The sequence below is a fragment of the Aeromonas sp. L_1B5_3 genome (assembly GCF_963866575.1).
GTDB lineage: Bacteria > Pseudomonadota > Gammaproteobacteria > Enterobacterales > Aeromonadaceae > Aeromonas > Aeromonas jandaei.
This window is the reverse complement of record NZ_CAWMDN010000003.1, coordinates 25089-41428: the sequence shown is the minus strand read 5'-3', so window position 1 is coordinate 41428 and position 16340 is coordinate 25089. Positions and strand designations below refer to the sequence as shown.

16 protein-coding genes are annotated in these 16340 nt (G+C 57.8%); 10 read left to right on the top strand and 6 right to left on the bottom strand.

Annotation, left to right across the window (positions count from 1 at the left end; translation table 11 throughout):
- Positions 1-16 precede the first annotated feature (16 nt).
- Complete coding sequence (locus AACR93_RS01215) at positions 17-409, bottom strand: NUDIX hydrolase (protein ID WP_042032071.1); 393 nt, start codon at positions 407-409, stop codon at positions 17-19.
- Positions 406-993, bottom strand: coding sequence for a class IV adenylate cyclase (gene cyaB, locus AACR93_RS01210; protein WP_043852116.1), 588 nt, complete (start codon positions 991-993; stop codon positions 406-408). The genes AACR93_RS01215 and cyaB overlap by 4 nt, the downstream gene beginning before the upstream one ends.
- 505 nt (positions 994-1498) lie before the next feature.
- On the opposite strand from cyaB, the gene AACR93_RS01205 reads away from it, so the two are divergent.
- Positions 1499-2344, top strand: a complete 846-nt coding sequence (locus AACR93_RS01205; protein WP_043852115.1) for a DUF5718 family protein — start codon at positions 1499-1501, stop codon at positions 2342-2344.
- Positions 2345-2403: 59 nt separating this feature from the next.
- Positions 2404-2844, top strand: a complete 441-nt coding sequence (locus tag AACR93_RS01200) for an acetyltransferase (protein ID WP_043852114.1) — start codon at positions 2404-2406, stop codon at positions 2842-2844.
- Between the two features lie 71 nt (positions 2845-2915).
- Here the strand turns inward: AACR93_RS01200 and AACR93_RS01195 are convergent, their stop codons facing one another.
- From AACR93_RS01195 to AACR93_RS01185, 3 genes are all read right to left on the bottom strand, one after another.
- Positions 2916-3233: a DUF4377 domain-containing protein gene (locus AACR93_RS01195; RefSeq protein WP_043852113.1), complete on the bottom strand. Its 318-nt coding sequence runs from the start codon at positions 3231-3233 to the stop codon at positions 2916-2918.
- 93 nt (positions 3234-3326) lie between these two features.
- Positions 3327-4613 (bottom strand): citrate synthase, encoded by a 1287-nt coding sequence (locus tag AACR93_RS01190; protein ID WP_033116137.1) that lies wholly within the window; start codon positions 4611-4613, stop codon positions 3327-3329.
- A gap of 180 nt (positions 4614-4793) precedes the next feature.
- Complete coding sequence (locus AACR93_RS01185; protein WP_124242845.1) at positions 4794-4982, bottom strand: hypothetical protein; 189 nt, start codon at positions 4980-4982, stop codon at positions 4794-4796.
- A gap of 64 nt (positions 4983-5046) precedes the next feature.
- On the opposite strand from AACR93_RS01185, the gene sdhC reads away from it, so the two are divergent.
- The 8 genes from sdhC (at position 5047) to sucD (ending at position 14552) form a co-directional block, all read left to right on the top strand.
- Complete coding sequence (sdhC, locus tag AACR93_RS01180) at positions 5047-5424, top strand: succinate dehydrogenase cytochrome b556 subunit (RefSeq protein WP_041210307.1); 378 nt, start codon at positions 5047-5049, stop codon at positions 5422-5424.
- Complete coding sequence (sdhD, locus tag AACR93_RS01175; RefSeq protein WP_041210306.1) at positions 5418-5762, top strand: succinate dehydrogenase, hydrophobic membrane anchor protein; 345 nt, start codon at positions 5418-5420, stop codon at positions 5760-5762. Before sdhC ends, sdhD begins: the two co-directional genes overlap by 7 nt.
- Position 5763: 1 nt before the next feature.
- Entirely contained in the window at positions 5764-7530 is a 1767-nt protein-coding gene (gene sdhA, locus AACR93_RS01170; RefSeq protein WP_041210305.1) for a succinate dehydrogenase flavoprotein subunit, read from the top strand.
- A 16-nt stretch (positions 7531-7546) separates the two neighbouring features.
- Positions 7547-8263 (top strand): succinate dehydrogenase iron-sulfur subunit, encoded by a 717-nt coding sequence (locus AACR93_RS01165; RefSeq protein ID WP_043852112.1) that lies wholly within the window; start codon positions 7547-7549, stop codon positions 8261-8263.
- Positions 8264-8377: 114 nt separating this feature from the next.
- Positions 8378-11188, top strand: a complete 2811-nt coding sequence (gene sucA, locus AACR93_RS01160; protein WP_033116132.1) for a 2-oxoglutarate dehydrogenase E1 component — start codon at positions 8378-8380, stop codon at positions 11186-11188.
- 33 nt (positions 11189-11221) lie between these two features.
- Entirely contained in the window at positions 11222-12409 is a 1188-nt protein-coding gene (odhB, locus tag AACR93_RS01155) for a 2-oxoglutarate dehydrogenase complex dihydrolipoyllysine-residue succinyltransferase (RefSeq protein WP_033116131.1), read from the top strand.
- A gap of 104 nt (positions 12410-12513) precedes the next feature.
- A complete protein-coding gene (sucC, locus tag AACR93_RS01150) occupies positions 12514-13680 on the top strand; it encodes an ADP-forming succinate--CoA ligase subunit beta (RefSeq protein WP_005346090.1) in 1167 nt (388 codons plus the stop codon).
- Positions 13680-14552, top strand: a complete 873-nt coding sequence (sucD, locus tag AACR93_RS01145) for a succinate--CoA ligase subunit alpha (RefSeq protein WP_005346088.1) — start codon at positions 13680-13682, stop codon at positions 14550-14552. Before sucC ends, sucD begins: the two co-directional genes overlap by 1 nt.
- A gap of 104 nt (positions 14553-14656) precedes the next feature.
- On the opposite strand, the gene AACR93_RS01140 is transcribed toward sucD, so the two are convergent.
- Positions 14657-15721 (bottom strand): hypothetical protein, encoded by a 1065-nt coding sequence (locus AACR93_RS01140; RefSeq protein WP_156153053.1) that lies wholly within the window; start codon positions 15719-15721, stop codon positions 14657-14659.
- Between the last annotated feature and the right edge of the window lie 619 nt (positions 15722-16340).

Sequence of the window (16340 nt, the reverse complement as noted above, 5' to 3'; positions counted from 1 at the left end):
AGGAGGCTGCGGCCAGTTAGCGGATCAGCCCCTGCTCCTTGAGCCAGCCAAAGAGCAGGCGGGAGACGGGGGAGAGTTCGTCGAGATGGCTGCTGTCGAGCCAGCGCAGCTCGGCAATCTCGGCCGAGGCGACCGGGGTGCCGCTGGCTTGCCCGGTGTAGCAGCGCAGTCGTACCTCGACCCCGGCCGGTTTGCCATCGGCCTGGGCGCTGAACTCGCAGGCAAAGCGCAGGGTATCGGGTTGCAGGGTGACGGCCAGCTCCTCGTCAATCTCGCGGATCAGGGCCGCTTCGTCGCTCTCACCCGGCTCGCGCTTGCCGCCGGGAATATAGTAGATGGCTTTGCCGTGGGAGCGGGCGCAGAGCAGTTGCTGATCTTTAAAGGTGAGCCAGGCGAGTTTGTCGATCATCGGGTTGCATCCTCTGGGTGTGTGGTGGGTGTTGCCTGCATGTGCTGGCTGCACAGGGTGCGGTAGGAGTGCGGCTCCTCCATCTCGGAAGAGAGCCCCAGCCGCGTAGCCAACGCGAGCAGCTGCTGGCGAAATTCAGGCAGGCGTGCCTCGTCATCGGTCATGATGGCCAACTCGGCGAAGTCGCCAATCCCGGCCAGATGATCCAGGGTGACGTGAAACGGGCCAAGGAAGTAGATGCTGCGCTGTTTGGTGATCTCGAGGACCTGCCGGTAGTCCATGGTCAAAAGCATGCTGGCAGCCTTGTCGGCATCGCTGATATTGACCGCTTCACAGCGATCCGCCTCGGGCCCCTTGACGATCCAGAGCTGGATGCCGGAGGGCTCCATGGTGCGGATCGCCAGACTCTTGCCTGCGCGGGCAAGGGCATCGTCCGGGGTGTCGAAGTAGCGATCCCGCTCCAGATTGTCTTCCAGCATCACCTCTGGATTGATGGCGAGCAGCGCCTTGAGGAAGGCGGGGCGATCCGCCAGCCGATATTTGAACTCGACTTCGAAGCGGCCCTGAAAGTGTGCCTGTGACATCAAGAAGATCCCTCTGTGAGTCTGTTTGGCAGGCAGCCTAGCAAAGTTGGTGCGCAGGCCAAAGAGGAGAAAGGGCTAAAGAGAGAAAGAGATCGGAAGATGGCCGCAGGGGGCTTGGCGGGCAGCCTGCGGGGCAGAGAGGGGCCAAACTGATCACTATAAGTAGAATTTATGCCTTTTGGCTGAATGCCCTCATTTTTGTTTATATCAATTGGTGAGCTCGGTTCTCGGTTGTTGCACCCTGTTTTTTGCTTCTCCGGGGCGTTGGCCGATTGCTACAAGGCAGATTAGTTGCTGATGGCGACAAGATGACAGGCCAGGGTGGCGGACGAGGTGACAGAAATGGTGCAAGGCGTCGCCAGTCGGGGCCAAAAAAGCGGGCTGGCGCACACCGCCGCAGGGCCGGACTGGGCGAAGGCGGGGGCCTTGTGGTTTAATCTTGCCACTTTAGCGGTAGTGGGCGACGGGCCTGCTACCTTGCGTTGGCAAGATGCAGGTGAGCAAGATGCAAGTGACAGCAGAGAGCAAGTTTATCGGACTCGGGGTGGCGGGCAATTTCGCCGGTCATCTGGAGCAGGCGGGTGAAGCGTCGGATTTCGTGGCGGTCGTGGTGCGCGATACCACAGCGCCCAAGGCGCTGTTCCCCTTCTTCGTGCCGGGCCATCCGGGTCAGCTCGGGGTGTTCCCGCTGAGCAGTAACGCCATCTTCCTGCCGGAAGCGGCGGTCAGCGGTGACGAGAAGGTGCAGATTGAGCCGGAAGTGGCGCTCTGGTGCGAGCTGGAGTATGCCGACAAGCAGGTGGTGGCGATCCATCCCCGTGCCTTTGGCGCCTATAACGACTGCTCCATCCGTCGTCCCAACGCCAAGAAGATCAGCGAGAAGAAGAACTGGGGCGAAGAGAGCAAGGGGTTGGCGGCCAATCTGCTGCCGCTCTCCGGTTTTGCAGCCGGTTGCGAGCTCGATGACTATCGCATCGCCTGCTATCTGGAGCGCGATGGCGAGCTGCATGCCTACGGGGTAGACAGCGCCGCCATCGACTACAGCTACTTCCACGGCAAGCTGCTCGACTGGGCCATCGACAAGTTCAACCATCAACAGGATGAAGGGCCTGCGGAGCACATTCAGGGGCTGCTGGCGCAGGCGGGGCATCCTCCCCACGCGCTCATCAGCATCGGTGCCACCCGTTATACCCCGTTTGGCGAGACCCACTTCCTCAAGCCCGGCGATACCTCCTGCGTGGTGGTCTATCCGGGCAGCCGCTACAGCGAAGCGGAGATCCGCGAGGCGATCCGTACCCGCAGTTTTGGTGCCGATGTGTCGGTGCTGCTGCAAGCGGTGCAGGCACGCTAATTCAGACTGGCCCGCAGGGAGGCTACAGCTATCCTGCGGGCTGCAACAAAGAGTCATTGATGAAGATTGATACTGTAACGCGGGCCGATTATCCGGCCCTGATCGCGCTGTGGGAGGCCTCGGTGCGGGCGACCCACCACTTTCTGCCCGAGGCCGAGATCCTCGCGCTCAAGCCCCTTATTCTGGAGCACTACTTCGATGCGGTGACACTGCACTGTGCCCGGACGGAGGAGGGGCGCATTGCCGGTTTTTGCGGGCTATGCGATGGCAAGATAGAGATGCTGTTTGTGGCGCCGGCGGTGCGCGGCAGTGGCGTGGGTCGCCGACTGGTGGAACATGCCATCAGCCAGTGCGGCGCGACGCTGGTTGACGTCAACGAGCAGAATGAGCAGGCGGTGGGCTTCTACCAAAAGATGGGGTTCGCCGTGACGGGCCGCTCGCCGCTGGATGGTCAGGGTAAACCCTATCCCTTGCTCCATATGGCGTTGCCGCCGCGATAGTCGCTCAAGTGAAGTGAAAGTGATAACAAACGGGGGATGGCCTGCGCCATCCCCCGTTTTTGATCCTGGCGTTACTTGCTGGCGACCTTGCTGACCACCTTGATCAGCTGGTAGCGCAAGGAAGGGGCATCCGCTGGCACGTTGGTGAGCTGCTCCTTGCTCACGGTGAGCTGATACTGGTAGCCCGGCTCGAACTGGAAGCCTTCAATGTTTTGGTAGAACAGCGTCCAGGGTTGCTGCTCGTCGCTGCGCACCTGCATGCACTGCATCGGCCCGACCCCGACACAATCGACCAGCTGGCTGTTGATGTAGAGGGTCTCACCCTGTGGGGCCGTGGTGCCCTGACAGGCGGTGAGCAGCAGGGCGGCGCTGACAAGCAGAGGTTTCATGGTGGACTCCTTCGAATTGAAAGGGGCATTAGAGCGACAAATAAAAAGGCGGTCAATGACCGCCTTTGTAACAAACCATGTCGACTCAAGCGCTTAGCGCTCGTCGATCGGGACGAACTTGCGCAGCGGCTCACCGATGTAGAGCTGGCGCGGACGACCGATCTTGCCATCCGGATCTGAGTGGAACTCGTTCCAGTGGGCGATCCAGCCGATGGTGCGGGAGATGGCGAAGATCACGGTGAACATGTTCATCGGGATGCCGATCGCCTTCATGATGATGCCGGAGTAGAAGTCCACGTTCGGGTAGAGCTTCTTGTCGACGAAGTAGGGGTCGGAGAGTGCAATGCGCTCCAGCTCCATGGCGACGTCGAGCAGCGGATCCTTGATTTGCAGCTCCTTGAGCACCTCGTGGCAGGTCTCGCGCATCACCTGGGCACGGGGGTCGTAGTTCTTGTAGACCCGGTGACCGAAGCCCATCAGACGGAACGAGTCGTTCTTGTCCTTGGCGCGGGCGATGTATTCGGGGATGCGATCCACCGAGCCGATCTCCTCCAGCATGCGCAGGCAGGCCTCGTTGGCACCACCGTGAGCCGGACCCCACAGGGAGGCGATACCGGCGGCGATACAGGCAAACGGGTTGGCACCGGAGGAGCCAGCCAGACGAACGGTCGAGGTAGAGGCGTTCTGCTCGTGATCAGCGTGCAGGGTGAAGATGCGATCCATGGCGCGCTCGACCACCGGGTTGACCTTGTACTCTTCGGTCGGCACCGCAAACATCATGTGCAGGAAGTTGCCGGCGTAGGAGAGGGCGTTGCGCGGTTGCATGAACGGCTGGCCGATGGAGTACTTGAAGCACATGGCGGCCAGGGTTGGCATCTTGGAGAGCAGGCGGAAGGCGCAGATCTCGCGATGCTGTTCGTTATTGATATCGAGGGCGTCGTGATAGAAAGCGGAGAGGGCACCCACCACGCCACACATGATGGCCATGGGGTGGGAGTCACGACGGAAGCCGCGGAAGAAGAAGGCGATCTGCTCGTGCACCATGGTGTGACGGGTTACGGTGCGCTGGAATTCGGCGAACTGGGCCTTGGTCGGCGCCTCGCCGTAGAGCAGGATGTAGCAGACTTCGAGGTAGTTGGACTCTTTGGCCAACTGGGCGATGGGGTAACCACGGTGCAGCAAGACACCCTGATCCCCGTCGATATAGGTAATGGCGGACTTGCAAGAACCGGTCGCCATGAAGCCCGGGTCAAAGGTGAAATACCCTTGTGCACCCAGTTTTCTGACATCAATGACATCCGGTCCGACTGTTCCGGAGAGGATCGGCAATTCAACCGGATCTTTCCCGGGCAGGTGTAGGGTGGCTATCTTATCAGCCATAGCACGTCTCCTTTGCTCTTTATAATTTGGTTCCAGTCCTACTCTATTACGACTTTTATGACGCTGGCAAAGGTTGTTACCCATACCGAGGTGGCTGGAGCGCCTTATTTGAAACAGAGTTCCCTATCAATGTCAATTTTGCTGGATGGCCATTAATTAAATGTTAAATAAAATATGCGATCAGGTTTGCGGTTTTGTGTTTTCTTTGTAGCTATTTGATTGTCTTCGGTTAAGCCCGCCGATATACTGCGCCACGTGGGTCATGGCTGCGGGTGTTTGAAACGCTTTGGCAAAGCCTGATGTGAAACCGAAAACCGGATTTTTGGCTTTTTCAGAGTGTTTTGGTAACAAATAACCAACAATCACCATCCCGTGCCCTCAGAAACGAGTTAAAACAATAACTAACGTGCTCAATGGAGCTGAGTGGGCAAGCGTGAAAAAGAAACAGAGACCGGTCAACCTCGACCTACAGACGATCAGCTTTCCTGTCACTGCCATTGCATCCATCCTGCACCGTGTATCAGGGGTAATCACCTTTGTTGCACTGGGCATCTTGCTGTGGATGCTTGGTACTTCACTCGCCTCTCCCGAAGGGTTTGAAACTGTGGTTGCCATCATGGACAACTTCCTGGTCAAACTCGTGCTGTGGGGGATCCTGACTGCGCTGGCATACCACATTGTGGGTGGTCTGCGTCATCTGGTCATGGATATGGGCTATTGGGAAGAGCTGGAATCCGGCAATCAGAGCGCCCGTGTGGCCTTCGTGATCACCGCGGTTCTGGCAGTATTGGCGGGAGTGCTTGTATGGTAACCAATTCTGCAACCTTCGGGCGCAGCGGCGTACACGATTACATCCTGATCCGCGCCACCGCCCTCATCATGAGCTGCTATGTCCTATATCTGGTCGGTTTTGTCGCGTTCAACGACATCACCTACGAGGTGTGGACCGGCTTTTTCGCCAACACCTTCACCAAGGTCTTCACCCTGTTGGCTCTGCTGTGCGTACTGATCCATGCCTGGATCGGTCTGTGGCAGGTGCTGACCGACTATATCAAGCCAGTGGGATTGCGCGGTGCGCTGCAGTTCGCGCTGGTCGTGGTGCTGTTTGTCTATCTGATGACGGGTTTCGTCGTGCTGTGGGGTGTGTAAGGTGACTATTCCAACTCGTGAATTTGATGCGGTCGTGATTGGTGCTGGTGGTGCCGGCATGCGCGCCGCGCTGCAGATTGCCCAGTCCGGCAAGAGCTGCGCTCTGTTGTCCAAGGTCTTCCCGACCCGTTCTCACACTGTCTCCGCCCAGGGCGGCATCACGGTTGCGCTGGGCAATGCCCACGACGACAACTGGCAGTGGCACATGTATGACACCGTAAAAGGCTCCGATTACATCGGTGATCAGGAAGCCATCGAGTACATGTGCAAGACCGGCCCCGAAGCCATCTATGAGCTGGAGAACATGGGATTGCCCTTCTCCCGTTTCGACAACGGCACTGTCTACCAGCGTCCGTTTGGCGGTCAGTCCAAGAATTTCGGTGGCGAGCAGGCTGCCCGTACTGCGGCTGCGGCCGACCGTACCGGCCACGCCCTGCTGCACACCCTCTATCAGCAGAACGTCAAGAACAAGACCACCGTCTTCTCCGAGTGGTATGCGCTGGATCTGGTGAAGAACCAGGATGGCCACGTGGTGGGTTGTACCGCCATCGACATGGAGAGCGGCGAAGTCGTCTACTTCAAGGCCAAGGCCACCGTGCTGGCCACTGGCGGCGCCGGTCGCATCTACCAGTCCACCACCAACGCCCACATCAACACCGGTGACGGTGTCGGCATGGCGCTGCGTGCCGGGGTCGGCGTGCAGGACATGGAGATGTGGCAGTTCCACCCGACCGGCATCGCCGGGGCAGGGGTGCTGGTGACCGAAGGTTGCCGCGGTGAAGGCGGCTATCTGCTCAATAAAGATGGCGAGCGCTTCATGGAGCGTTATGCCCCCAACGCCAAGGATCTGGCCGGTCGCGACGTGGTGGCCCGCTCCATCATGATCGAAATCCGCGAAGGGCGTGGCTGCGACGGTCCCTGGGGCCCGCACATCAAGCTCAAGCTGGATCACCTCGGCAAAGAGGTGCTGGAATCCCGTCTGCCGGGCATCTGCGAGCTCTCTCGCACCTTCGCCCACGTGGACCCGGTCAAAGAGCCGATCCCGATTATCCCAACCTGCCACTACATGATGGGCGGCGTGCCGACCAACGTGAATGGCCAGTGCCTGACCCAGGACAAGAACGGCAACGATGTGCCGGTGGTCGGTCTGTTTGCGGTGGGGGAAATTGCCTGTGTCTCCGTACACGGTGCCAACCGTCTGGGCGGCAACTCCCTGCTGGACCTGGTGGTGTTCGGCCGCGCGGCCGGCATGCATCTGGTCAACACCCTGGGCGAGATGGATCACGGCCGCGATGCCTCCGAGTCGGATCTGGATGCTGCACTGGCCCGCTTCAACCGCTGGGAAAATACCCGCAACGGCGAAGACCCGGTGCAGATCCGCAAAGACCTGCAGCGCTGCATGCAGAACAACTTCTCCGTATTCCGCGAAGGTGCGGCGATGGCAGAAGGGTTGGCCGAGCTCAAGGTTATCCGCGAGCGCCTCAAGTCAGCCCGTCTGGATGACACCTCCAAAGAGTTCAACACCCAGCGCATCGAGTGTCTGGAGCTGGACAACCTGATGGAGACGGCGTTTGCCACGGCGGTTGCCGCCAACTTCCGTACCGAGAGTCGCGGTGCTCACTGCCGCTTCGACTTCCCGGATCGCGACGATGAGAACTGGCTGTGCCACAGCCTCTATCATCCGGACACCGAGTCCATGACCCGTCGCGCTGTCAACATGTCACCCAAGACCCGTGAGGCGTTCCCGCCCAAGGTCCGGACTTACTGATTGCGGAGCCAGCCCTATGAACGTCACTTTCTCTGTCTACAGATACAATCCGGATGTTGATAACGTCCCCCATATGAAGGAATATCGTCTTGATATTCCTGAAGGTTCCGACATGATGGTGCTCGATGCACTGATCCAGTTGAAAGAGCTGGATCCCACACTCGCCTTCCGCCGCTCCTGCCGCGAAGGGGTTTGTGGATCTGACGGCATCAACATGAATGGCAAGAACGGTCTTGCCTGCATCACCCCGCTTTCCGATCTGCTGAAGAAGGGCAATAACGTGGTTATCCGCCCCTTGCCCGGCCTGCCGGTGATCCGGGATCTGGTGATCGACATGACCCAGTTCTACACCCAGTGGGAGAAGGTCAAACCCTTCCTCATCAATGAAGACAAATTGCCGCCCGTGCGTGAGCACCTGCAATCCCCCGAAGAGCGCGCCAAGCTGGATGGCCTGTACGAGTGCATTCTCTGTGCCTGCTGCTCCACTTCGTGCCCCTCCTTCTGGTGGAACCCCGACAAGTTCATCGGTCCGGCCGGGTTGCTTGCCGCCTACCGCTGGCTGGCTGACAGCCGCGACACCGCGACCACCGAGCGACTGGGTAATCTGGATGACGCCTTCAGCGTGTTCCGTTGCCACGGCATCATGAACTGCGTGAACGTCTGTCCGAAAGGCTTGAACCCGACCAAGGCGATTGGCCAGATCAAGTCGATGTTGCTCAATCGGGTTGTTTAGTATTCGGGCCGGCCAAGGTCGGCCCTGCTTCCGGACAGCCATCCCACCCGTGGCAGGATGGCTGTTTGAACCCTACAAGCTGCGTAGCAGTAACAAGAAGTACAAGGGATAGAAATGCATAACGGCGTGATGAAGGCCTGGTTGGAGTCATCTCACCTGGCTGGTGCGAATGCAAGCTACATTGAGGATTTGTACGAATCCTTCCTGGAAAATCCTGACTCCGTATCCGATGAGTGGCGCAGCCTGTTTAGCGAGCTGCCCCAGGTCAATGGCCATGCGGTTGAACAACCCCACTCCCAGGTCCGCGATTATTTCCGTCGTCTGGCCAAGGATCCCTCCCGTTACAGCGCGCCTGTCTCCGATCCGCAAGTGGATGCCAAGCAGGTGCGGGTACTGCAACTGATCAACGCGTTCCGTTTCCGTGGTCACCAGAATGCCAATCTGGACCCGCTCGGTCTGTGGCAGCGCGATACCGTCGCCGAACTGGATCCGGCATTCCACAACCTGCAGGGCGCAGACATGGAGGCCACCTTCAATGTGGGCTCCTACGCCATCGGTCGCGAGACCATGGTGCTCTCCGATCTCTACGCCTCGCTGAAGAAGACCTACTGCGGCTCCATCGGCGCTGACTACATGCACCTCACCTCGACCGAGGAGAAGCGCTGGCTGCAACAGCGTCTTGAATCCATTGAAGGGAAGGGGAGCTACACCCTCGAAGAGAAGACCCGCTTCCTCGACAACCTGACCGCCGCCGAAGGGCTGGAAAAATATCTGGGTGCCAAGTTCCCGGGGGCCAAGCGCTTCTCGCTGGAAGGTGGCGACGCCATGATCCCCATGCTGAAAGAGCTGATCCGTCGCGCCGGTGAGCAGGGCTGCAAAGAGGCCGTTATCGGCATGGCCCACCGCGGTCGCCTCAACGTGCTGATCAACGTGCTGGGCAAACGTGCGCAGGACCTGTTCGACGAGTTTGCCGGTAAACACGGCGAATCCTGGGGCACGGGCGACGTGAAGTACCACATGGGCTTCTCCTCCGACTTCGCCACCCCGGGCGGCAACGTCCATCTGGCGCTGGCGTTCAACCCGTCTCACCTCGAGATCGTCAACCCTGTAGTCATCGGTTCGGTGCGTGCGCGGATGGATCGTCGCGGTGACAAGGATGGTTCCAGCGTGCTGCCCATCACCATCCACGGTGACTCGGCCATGGCCGGTCAGGGCGTGGTGGCCGAGACCTTCAACATGTCTCTGACCCGCGCTTACGGCGTGGGCGGGACGGTGCGCATCGTCATCAACAACCAGGTCGGTTTCACCACCTCCTATCACCGTGACCTGCGCTCCACCGAATATTGCACCGACATCGCCAAGGCGGTGCAGGCGCCGGTGCTGCACGTCAACGGTGACGACCCGGAAGCCGTGGTGCTGGTGACCCAGATTGCGCTGGATTATCGCAACACCTTCAAGCGCGACGTGGTGATCGAGCTGGTTTGCTACCGTCGTCACGGCCACAACGAGGCCGACGAGCCTAACGCGACCCAGCCCTTGATGTACCAGAAGATCAAGCAGCACCCGACCCCGCGCAAGATCTACGCCGATCAGCTGGTGGCCGAGGGGAGCATTGCCCAGGAGCAGGCGACGACGCTGGTCAACGAGTATCGCGAAGCGCTGGATCGCGGCGAGCGGGTGAGCAAGGAGTGGCGGCCGATGGAGCTGCACTCCGTCGACTGGACGCCTTATCTTGGCCACGACTGGAACATGGCCTATGACAGCACAGTGCCGATGGATCACCTCAAAGCCCTCGGCGAGCGGGTGAGCCAGTATCCGGCAACCCACGTGCTGCAGCGTCAGGTCGAGAAGATTTACGAAGACCGCCGTCTGATGGCTGCCGGTGAGAAGCTGGTGGATTGGGGCTTTGCCGAGACCCTGGCCTACGCCACCCTGGTGGACAAGGGTTCCCGCATCCGCTTTACCGGTGAAGACTCCGGCCGTGGCACCTTCTTCCACCGCCACGCCGTGCTGCACAACCAGACCGATGCCAGCACCTACACCCCGCTGTGCAACCTGCACGACGAGCAGGGTCCGTTCGAGATTTACGACTCGGTACTGACCGAGAACGCGGTACTGGCCTTTGAATATGGCTACGCCAGCGCCGAGCCGGCCGGCCTCACCATCTGGGAAGCCCAGTTCGGTGACTTCGCCAACTGCGCTCAGGTGGTGGTCGACCAGTTCCTCTCCTCCGGCGAGCAGAAGTGGGGCCGGATGTGCGGCCTGACCATGCTGCTGCCGCACGGTTACGAGGGGCAGGGGCCGGAGCACTCCTCCGCCCGTCTGGAGCGTTATCTGCAGATGTGCGCCCAGCACAACATGCAGGTGTGCGTGCCCTCAACCCCGGCTCAGGTATTCCACATGCTGCGTCGTCAGGTCGTGCGCCCGATGCGCCGTCCGCTTATCGTGATGACGCCCAAATCCCTGCTGCGCCATCCGCTGGCGGTCAGCAAGCTCGAAGATCTGGCGGAAGGCACCTTCCAGAACGCCATTGGCGAAATCGACGCGCTGGATCCGAAAGCGGTCAAGCGGGTGGTCTTCTGCTCCGGCAAGGTCTATTACGACCTGCTCGAAGCCCGTCGCAAGGCGGAGCAGAAGGATGTGGCGATCGTGCGTATCGAACAGCTCTACCCCTTCCCGGAAGAGGAAGTGCGCGCCATTCTGGCCGATTACAGCCACGTCACCGATTTTGTCTGGTGTCAGGAAGAGCCGCAAAACCAGGGAGCCTGGTACTGCACCCGTCACAACTACGATGACGTGCTGCCGACCGGAGCCACTCTGCGTTATGCCGGTCGTCCGGCGTCCGCCTCACCGGCGGTTGGTTACATGTCCGTCCACGCCAAGCAGCAGAAAGCCTTGGTGGAAGATGCCCTTACTCTGGCCTAAGCCCTGAACAAGAAGTAACAAGGAACTGATTAGATGACTATCGAGATCAAGGTACCGGACCTGCCGGAATCAGTGGCGGATGCCACCATTGCCACCTGGCACAAGAAGCCGGGTGATCTGGTTGCCCGTGATGAAGTGCTGGTCGACATCGAAACCGACAAGGTGGTGCTGGAAGTGCCGGCACCGCAAGCTGGCGTGCTGGGCGACATCCTGCAGGCAGAGGGGGCAACCGTCCTCTCCCGCCAGCTGATCGCCACCATCAAGGCGGCTGCCGTAGCCGGTGAAGAGACCAAGGAGAAGCCGGCTGAAGCGGTTGCCGATGATGGCGCCGATGGCCTGAGCCCCTCCGTGCGTCGTCTCATTGGCGAGCACGACATCGACGTGGCCAAGCTGACCGGCACCGGCAAGGGCGGTCGCATCACCAAGGATGATGTGGAAGCCTACATCAAGGCGCTGAGCAAGCCTGCCGCAGCCGCTCCGGTGGCTGCTGCGCCGGTCGCGCCGGTTGCCGCACTGGCCGGTCGCAGCGAGAAGCGGGTGCCGATGACCCGTCTGCGCAAGCGCATCGCCGAGCGTCTGCTGGAAGCGAAAAACACCACCGCCATGCTGACCACCTTCAACGAGGTCAACATGAAGCCCATCATGGATCTGCGCAAGCAGTACGGCGAGATCTTCGAGAAGAAGCACGGCATCAAGCTCGGCTTCATGTCCTTCTACGTGAAGGCGGTAGTGGAGTCCCTCAAGCGCTATCCGGAAGTGAACGCCGGGCTGGATGGTGACGACATCGTCTACCACAACTACTTCGACGTCAGCATCGCCGTCTCCACCCCCCGTGGTCTGGTGACCCCGGTACTGCGCGATTGCGACAACATGAGCCTGGCGGACATCGAGAAGGCCATCAAGGATCTGGCCGGCAAGGGCCGCGACGGCAAACTGACCGTGGATGAGCTGACTGGCGGCAACTTTACCATCACCAACGGTGGTGTGTTCGGCTCCCTGATGTCCACCCCGATCATCAACCCGCCCCAGAGCGCCATTCTGGGCATGCACAAGATCCAGGATCGCCCGATGGCCGTTGACGGCAAGGTCGAGATCCTGCCGATGATGTACCTAGCCCTCTCCTACGATCACCGTCTCATCGACGGGCGCGAATCGGTAGGCTTCCTGGTCTCCGTCAAGGAGCTGCTGGAAGATCCGACCCGCCTGCTGCTGGACGTCTGAGCAACCAACTGAAAGATAACGAGGGGCCCCCGAGGCCCCCACTCACAGGGGATTGAGAAACACGAGCCCCGGACGGAAATACCTACAACACGGATAGAGCATCTATGAATCTGCATGAATATCAGGCAAAACAGCTGTTTGCCGAGTATGGCCTGCCGGTCTCCGAAGGTTATGCCTGTGCTACCCCGCAGGAAGCGGCCGAAGCGGCCGACAAGATTGGCGGCAATACCTGGGTCGTCAAATGCCAGGTACACGCCGGTGGCCGCGGTAAAGCGGGCGGCGTGAAAGTGGCCAAGAGCAAGGATGAGATCCGTGCTTTTGCCCAAAACTGGCTGGGCAAGAATCTGGTGACCTACCAGACTGACGCCAACGGCCAGCCGGTCACCAAGATCCTGGTTGAATCCTGCACCGACATCGCCAAAGAGCTCTACCTGGGCGCCGTGGTTGATCGTGGCTCCCGTCGCGTGGTCTTCATGGCCTCTACCGAAGGTGGCGTGGACATCGAGAAGATTGCCCACGAAACCCCTCATCTGATCCACAAGGCCACCTTGGACCCGCTGGTTGGCCCGCAGCCCTATCAGGCCCGCGAGCTGGCCTTCAAGCTGGGTCTGGTCGGCGATCAGATCAAACAGTTCACCAAGATCTTCATGGGTCTGGGCCAGATGTTCCTCGACTGCGACTTCGCGCTGCTGGAGATCAACCCGCTGGTGATCACCGCGCAGGGCAACCTGCACTGCCTGGATGGCAAGATCAACATCGACGCCAACGCCCTCTATCGTCAGCCCAAGCTGCGCGAGATGCACGACCCGTCACAGGATGACCCCCGCGAAGCGCACGCTGCCCAGTGGGAGCTCAACTATGTGGCCCTCGATGGCAACATCGGCTGCATGGTCAACGGCGCGGGTCTGGCCATGGGCACCATGGACATCGTCAACCTGCACGGCGGCAAGCCGGCCAACTTCCTTGACGTTGGCGGCGGCGCCACCAAGGAGCGGGTGACCGAGGCGTTCAAGATCATCCTCTCCGACAGCAACGTCAAAGCGGTGCTGGTCAACATCTTTGGCGGCATCGTGCGCTGCGACATGATCGCGGAAGGCATTATCGGTGCGGTCAAGGAAGTGGGGGTCAAGGTGCCCGTCGTGGTCCGTCTGGAAGGCAACAACGCCGAGCTGGGTGGTATCAAGCTGGCCGAGAGCGGCCTCAACATCATTGCGGCCAAGAGTCTGACCGATGCCGCGCAGCAAGTCGTCAAAGCAGCGGAGGCCAACTGATGAGCGTACTGATCAACAAGGACACCCGAGTCATCTGCCAGGGCTTTACCGGCGGTCAGGGTACTTTCCACTCCGAGCAGGCGCTCTCCTACGGCACCCAGCTGGTCGGCGGCGTCTCCCCGGGCAAGGGCGGCACCACCCATCTGGGCCTGCCGGTGTTCAACACCGTCCGTGACGCCGTCGAAGCGACCGGCGCCACCGCCACCGTCATCTATGTGCCGGCACCGTTCTGCAAGGACGCGATCCTGGAAGCGATCGACGCGGGCATCAAGCTCATCGTCACCATCACCGAAGGCATCCCGACGCTGGATATGCTGGATGTGAAAGTGAAGCTGCAAGAGACCGGCGTGCGGATGATCGGCCCCAACTGCCCGGGTGTGATCACCCCGGGTGAGTGCAAGATCGGCATCATGCCGGGCCACATTCACAAGCCGGGCAAGGTAGGCATCGTCTCCCGCTCCGGCACCCTGACCTACGAAGCGGTCAAGCAGACCACTGACGAAGGCTTTGGCCAGTCCACCTGCGTCGGTATCGGTGGCGACCCCATCCCGGGCTCCAACTTTATCGACATTCTGGAGATGTTCCAGAACGACCCGCAGACCGAAGCGATCGTGATGATCGGCGAGATCGGCGGCAACGCCGAGGAAGACGCGGCCGCCTATATCAAGGCCCACGTCACCAAGCCGGTGGTCTCCTATATCGCCGGTGTCACCGCGCCTCCCGGCAAGCGGATGGGACACGCTGGCGCCATCATCTCCGGTGGCAAGGGTACTGCCGCCGAGAAGTTTGCCGCGCTGGAAGATGCTGGCGTGAAAACCGTCCGCTCTCTGGCCGATATCGGCAAGGCCCTGCGCGAAGTGACCGGCTGGTAATTCTGCTTAGCCCGTTATCTCTAATAAAAAGCCGCCCGATGGGCGGCTTTTTTATCAAAGTGGTAATTTTTATACCAACTTACGAGTGTATATTACCATTGAAGTTATTTTGTCAAAAACATGAAGCCATAGTTACCTATAATTCCAGCGGCGATACTTGCAACATATGAAAATATGATAATTATCATAGTGTTTTTACTCTTCTTATCTATAGAGTCTTTTAACTTAATTGCTTTGCTGGAAAGTAATACATGTGATTGTCGTGCGCTACGAGTGAAAGCTAAAAACAAGGCAGTGATTATTGGTGCAAAAAACAAACAGGCCAGCCACCAAAGAGTCTTTGATCTTTTTGAAGCTTCAATCTGAGAGACTGCATCAAATATAGTGTCTAGTTTTTTATTTATGACTGAAATGTCAGTGTTTTCAATCTTAATAAGAGATTGGTATTCTTGTTGTAGGATATGTAGTGCATCATTTCCAGAATTTATTTCGTTATAGATAGGATAAAATGTCATTAGTCCAAATATAGCTAATGCCATAATTAGTCGGGATAATTCAACTATCGTATCTCTCAAACGGCGAGATTCAGTGACCTCTTTAATACAGGTGGAAATGATATTTTCTATATCATCACCCCATGTTCTTTCTGTATGGTCAATCTGAATATTAATAAGAGAATCTTTAGTGCTAAAAAGGAAAAGATCCGTGTATTTCTCGACGAATAGAGATTTTTCTGATGGTTTTTTATTGTAAACTAAGGCAGTGAACGAAATCTGCTGTTTTTCTGGGTGAGGTCGGTTAGGAAATTGAACAAGATATTCCCAGACAATCTTAACACCGTTTGAAATTTCTGGTTTTGTTTCATTATAAGCGCGAAATGAGTCAACTGTTGTGATAGTTCTTTTTACTCCATTGTCGAAGTAAACAACAGCAGTAAAATTTATTAAATGTGAGTTTGCTTGTTGTGAAATACGTTGATCTATCATCTCATGTAAATTTATAAGCCATGAATGGTCTATTTCAAATGTAACATCGTAAGTTCTTTCAAGAGATTGTTTTTGACCTAGCAGATCACTTATAAAGCCACCTAAGTCTCTTTTGCTGACGGGTATTGATAATACGGTGCTTGATTCATCGTCATAAGTATTAGAAGTAATGCTAGTATTCACGACTATATATTCCTTGTTATTTTTAGAACGATCTGTATTTTTTGAATTTATAAAATGTTACACAGCCATTATTAGCTATCCCCAATATTAGTGGGTGAGTATTAGCATAAATAAACATCGATGACCGAGGTCATGGTTTTCAACTGAGGCATATTAACTGAGCTCTTTGGCGTATGAAACTGTTGAAAACAAAAAAATCAAAAAACAAAATAAGTTATTGATATAAATCATTTTTTCTAGTGAATGGTAGGAGTTTTTATCTCGTATGTTGGGCTAAAAAGGTAGGTTGGTGCTGAACGAAGTGAAGCCCAACGTTTACCGTGAAATATGCCCGTAAATCTGTTTTACGGCTCAGCCACATCCTTGTTTATTCCGCTCTGGTTGGCGTAATCATGCTCGCCTGTTGGGCTTCGCTACGCTCTGCGCCAACCTACGAATTACGCTATCGCCCTGAGTGGCAACCCGTGGGGCCGAATAGCGAAGCCTGTTCGGACGAGCGGGGGGCTTCGTATGCCACAGCTTTCGCTTGCGGCCAGAATCGAGTAACCCAAGATTGTTACGTTGTTGCAACCAAGTTGGCTGATGGTGTTGCGCTGGTGAATCAATCTTGCCGCCGCTT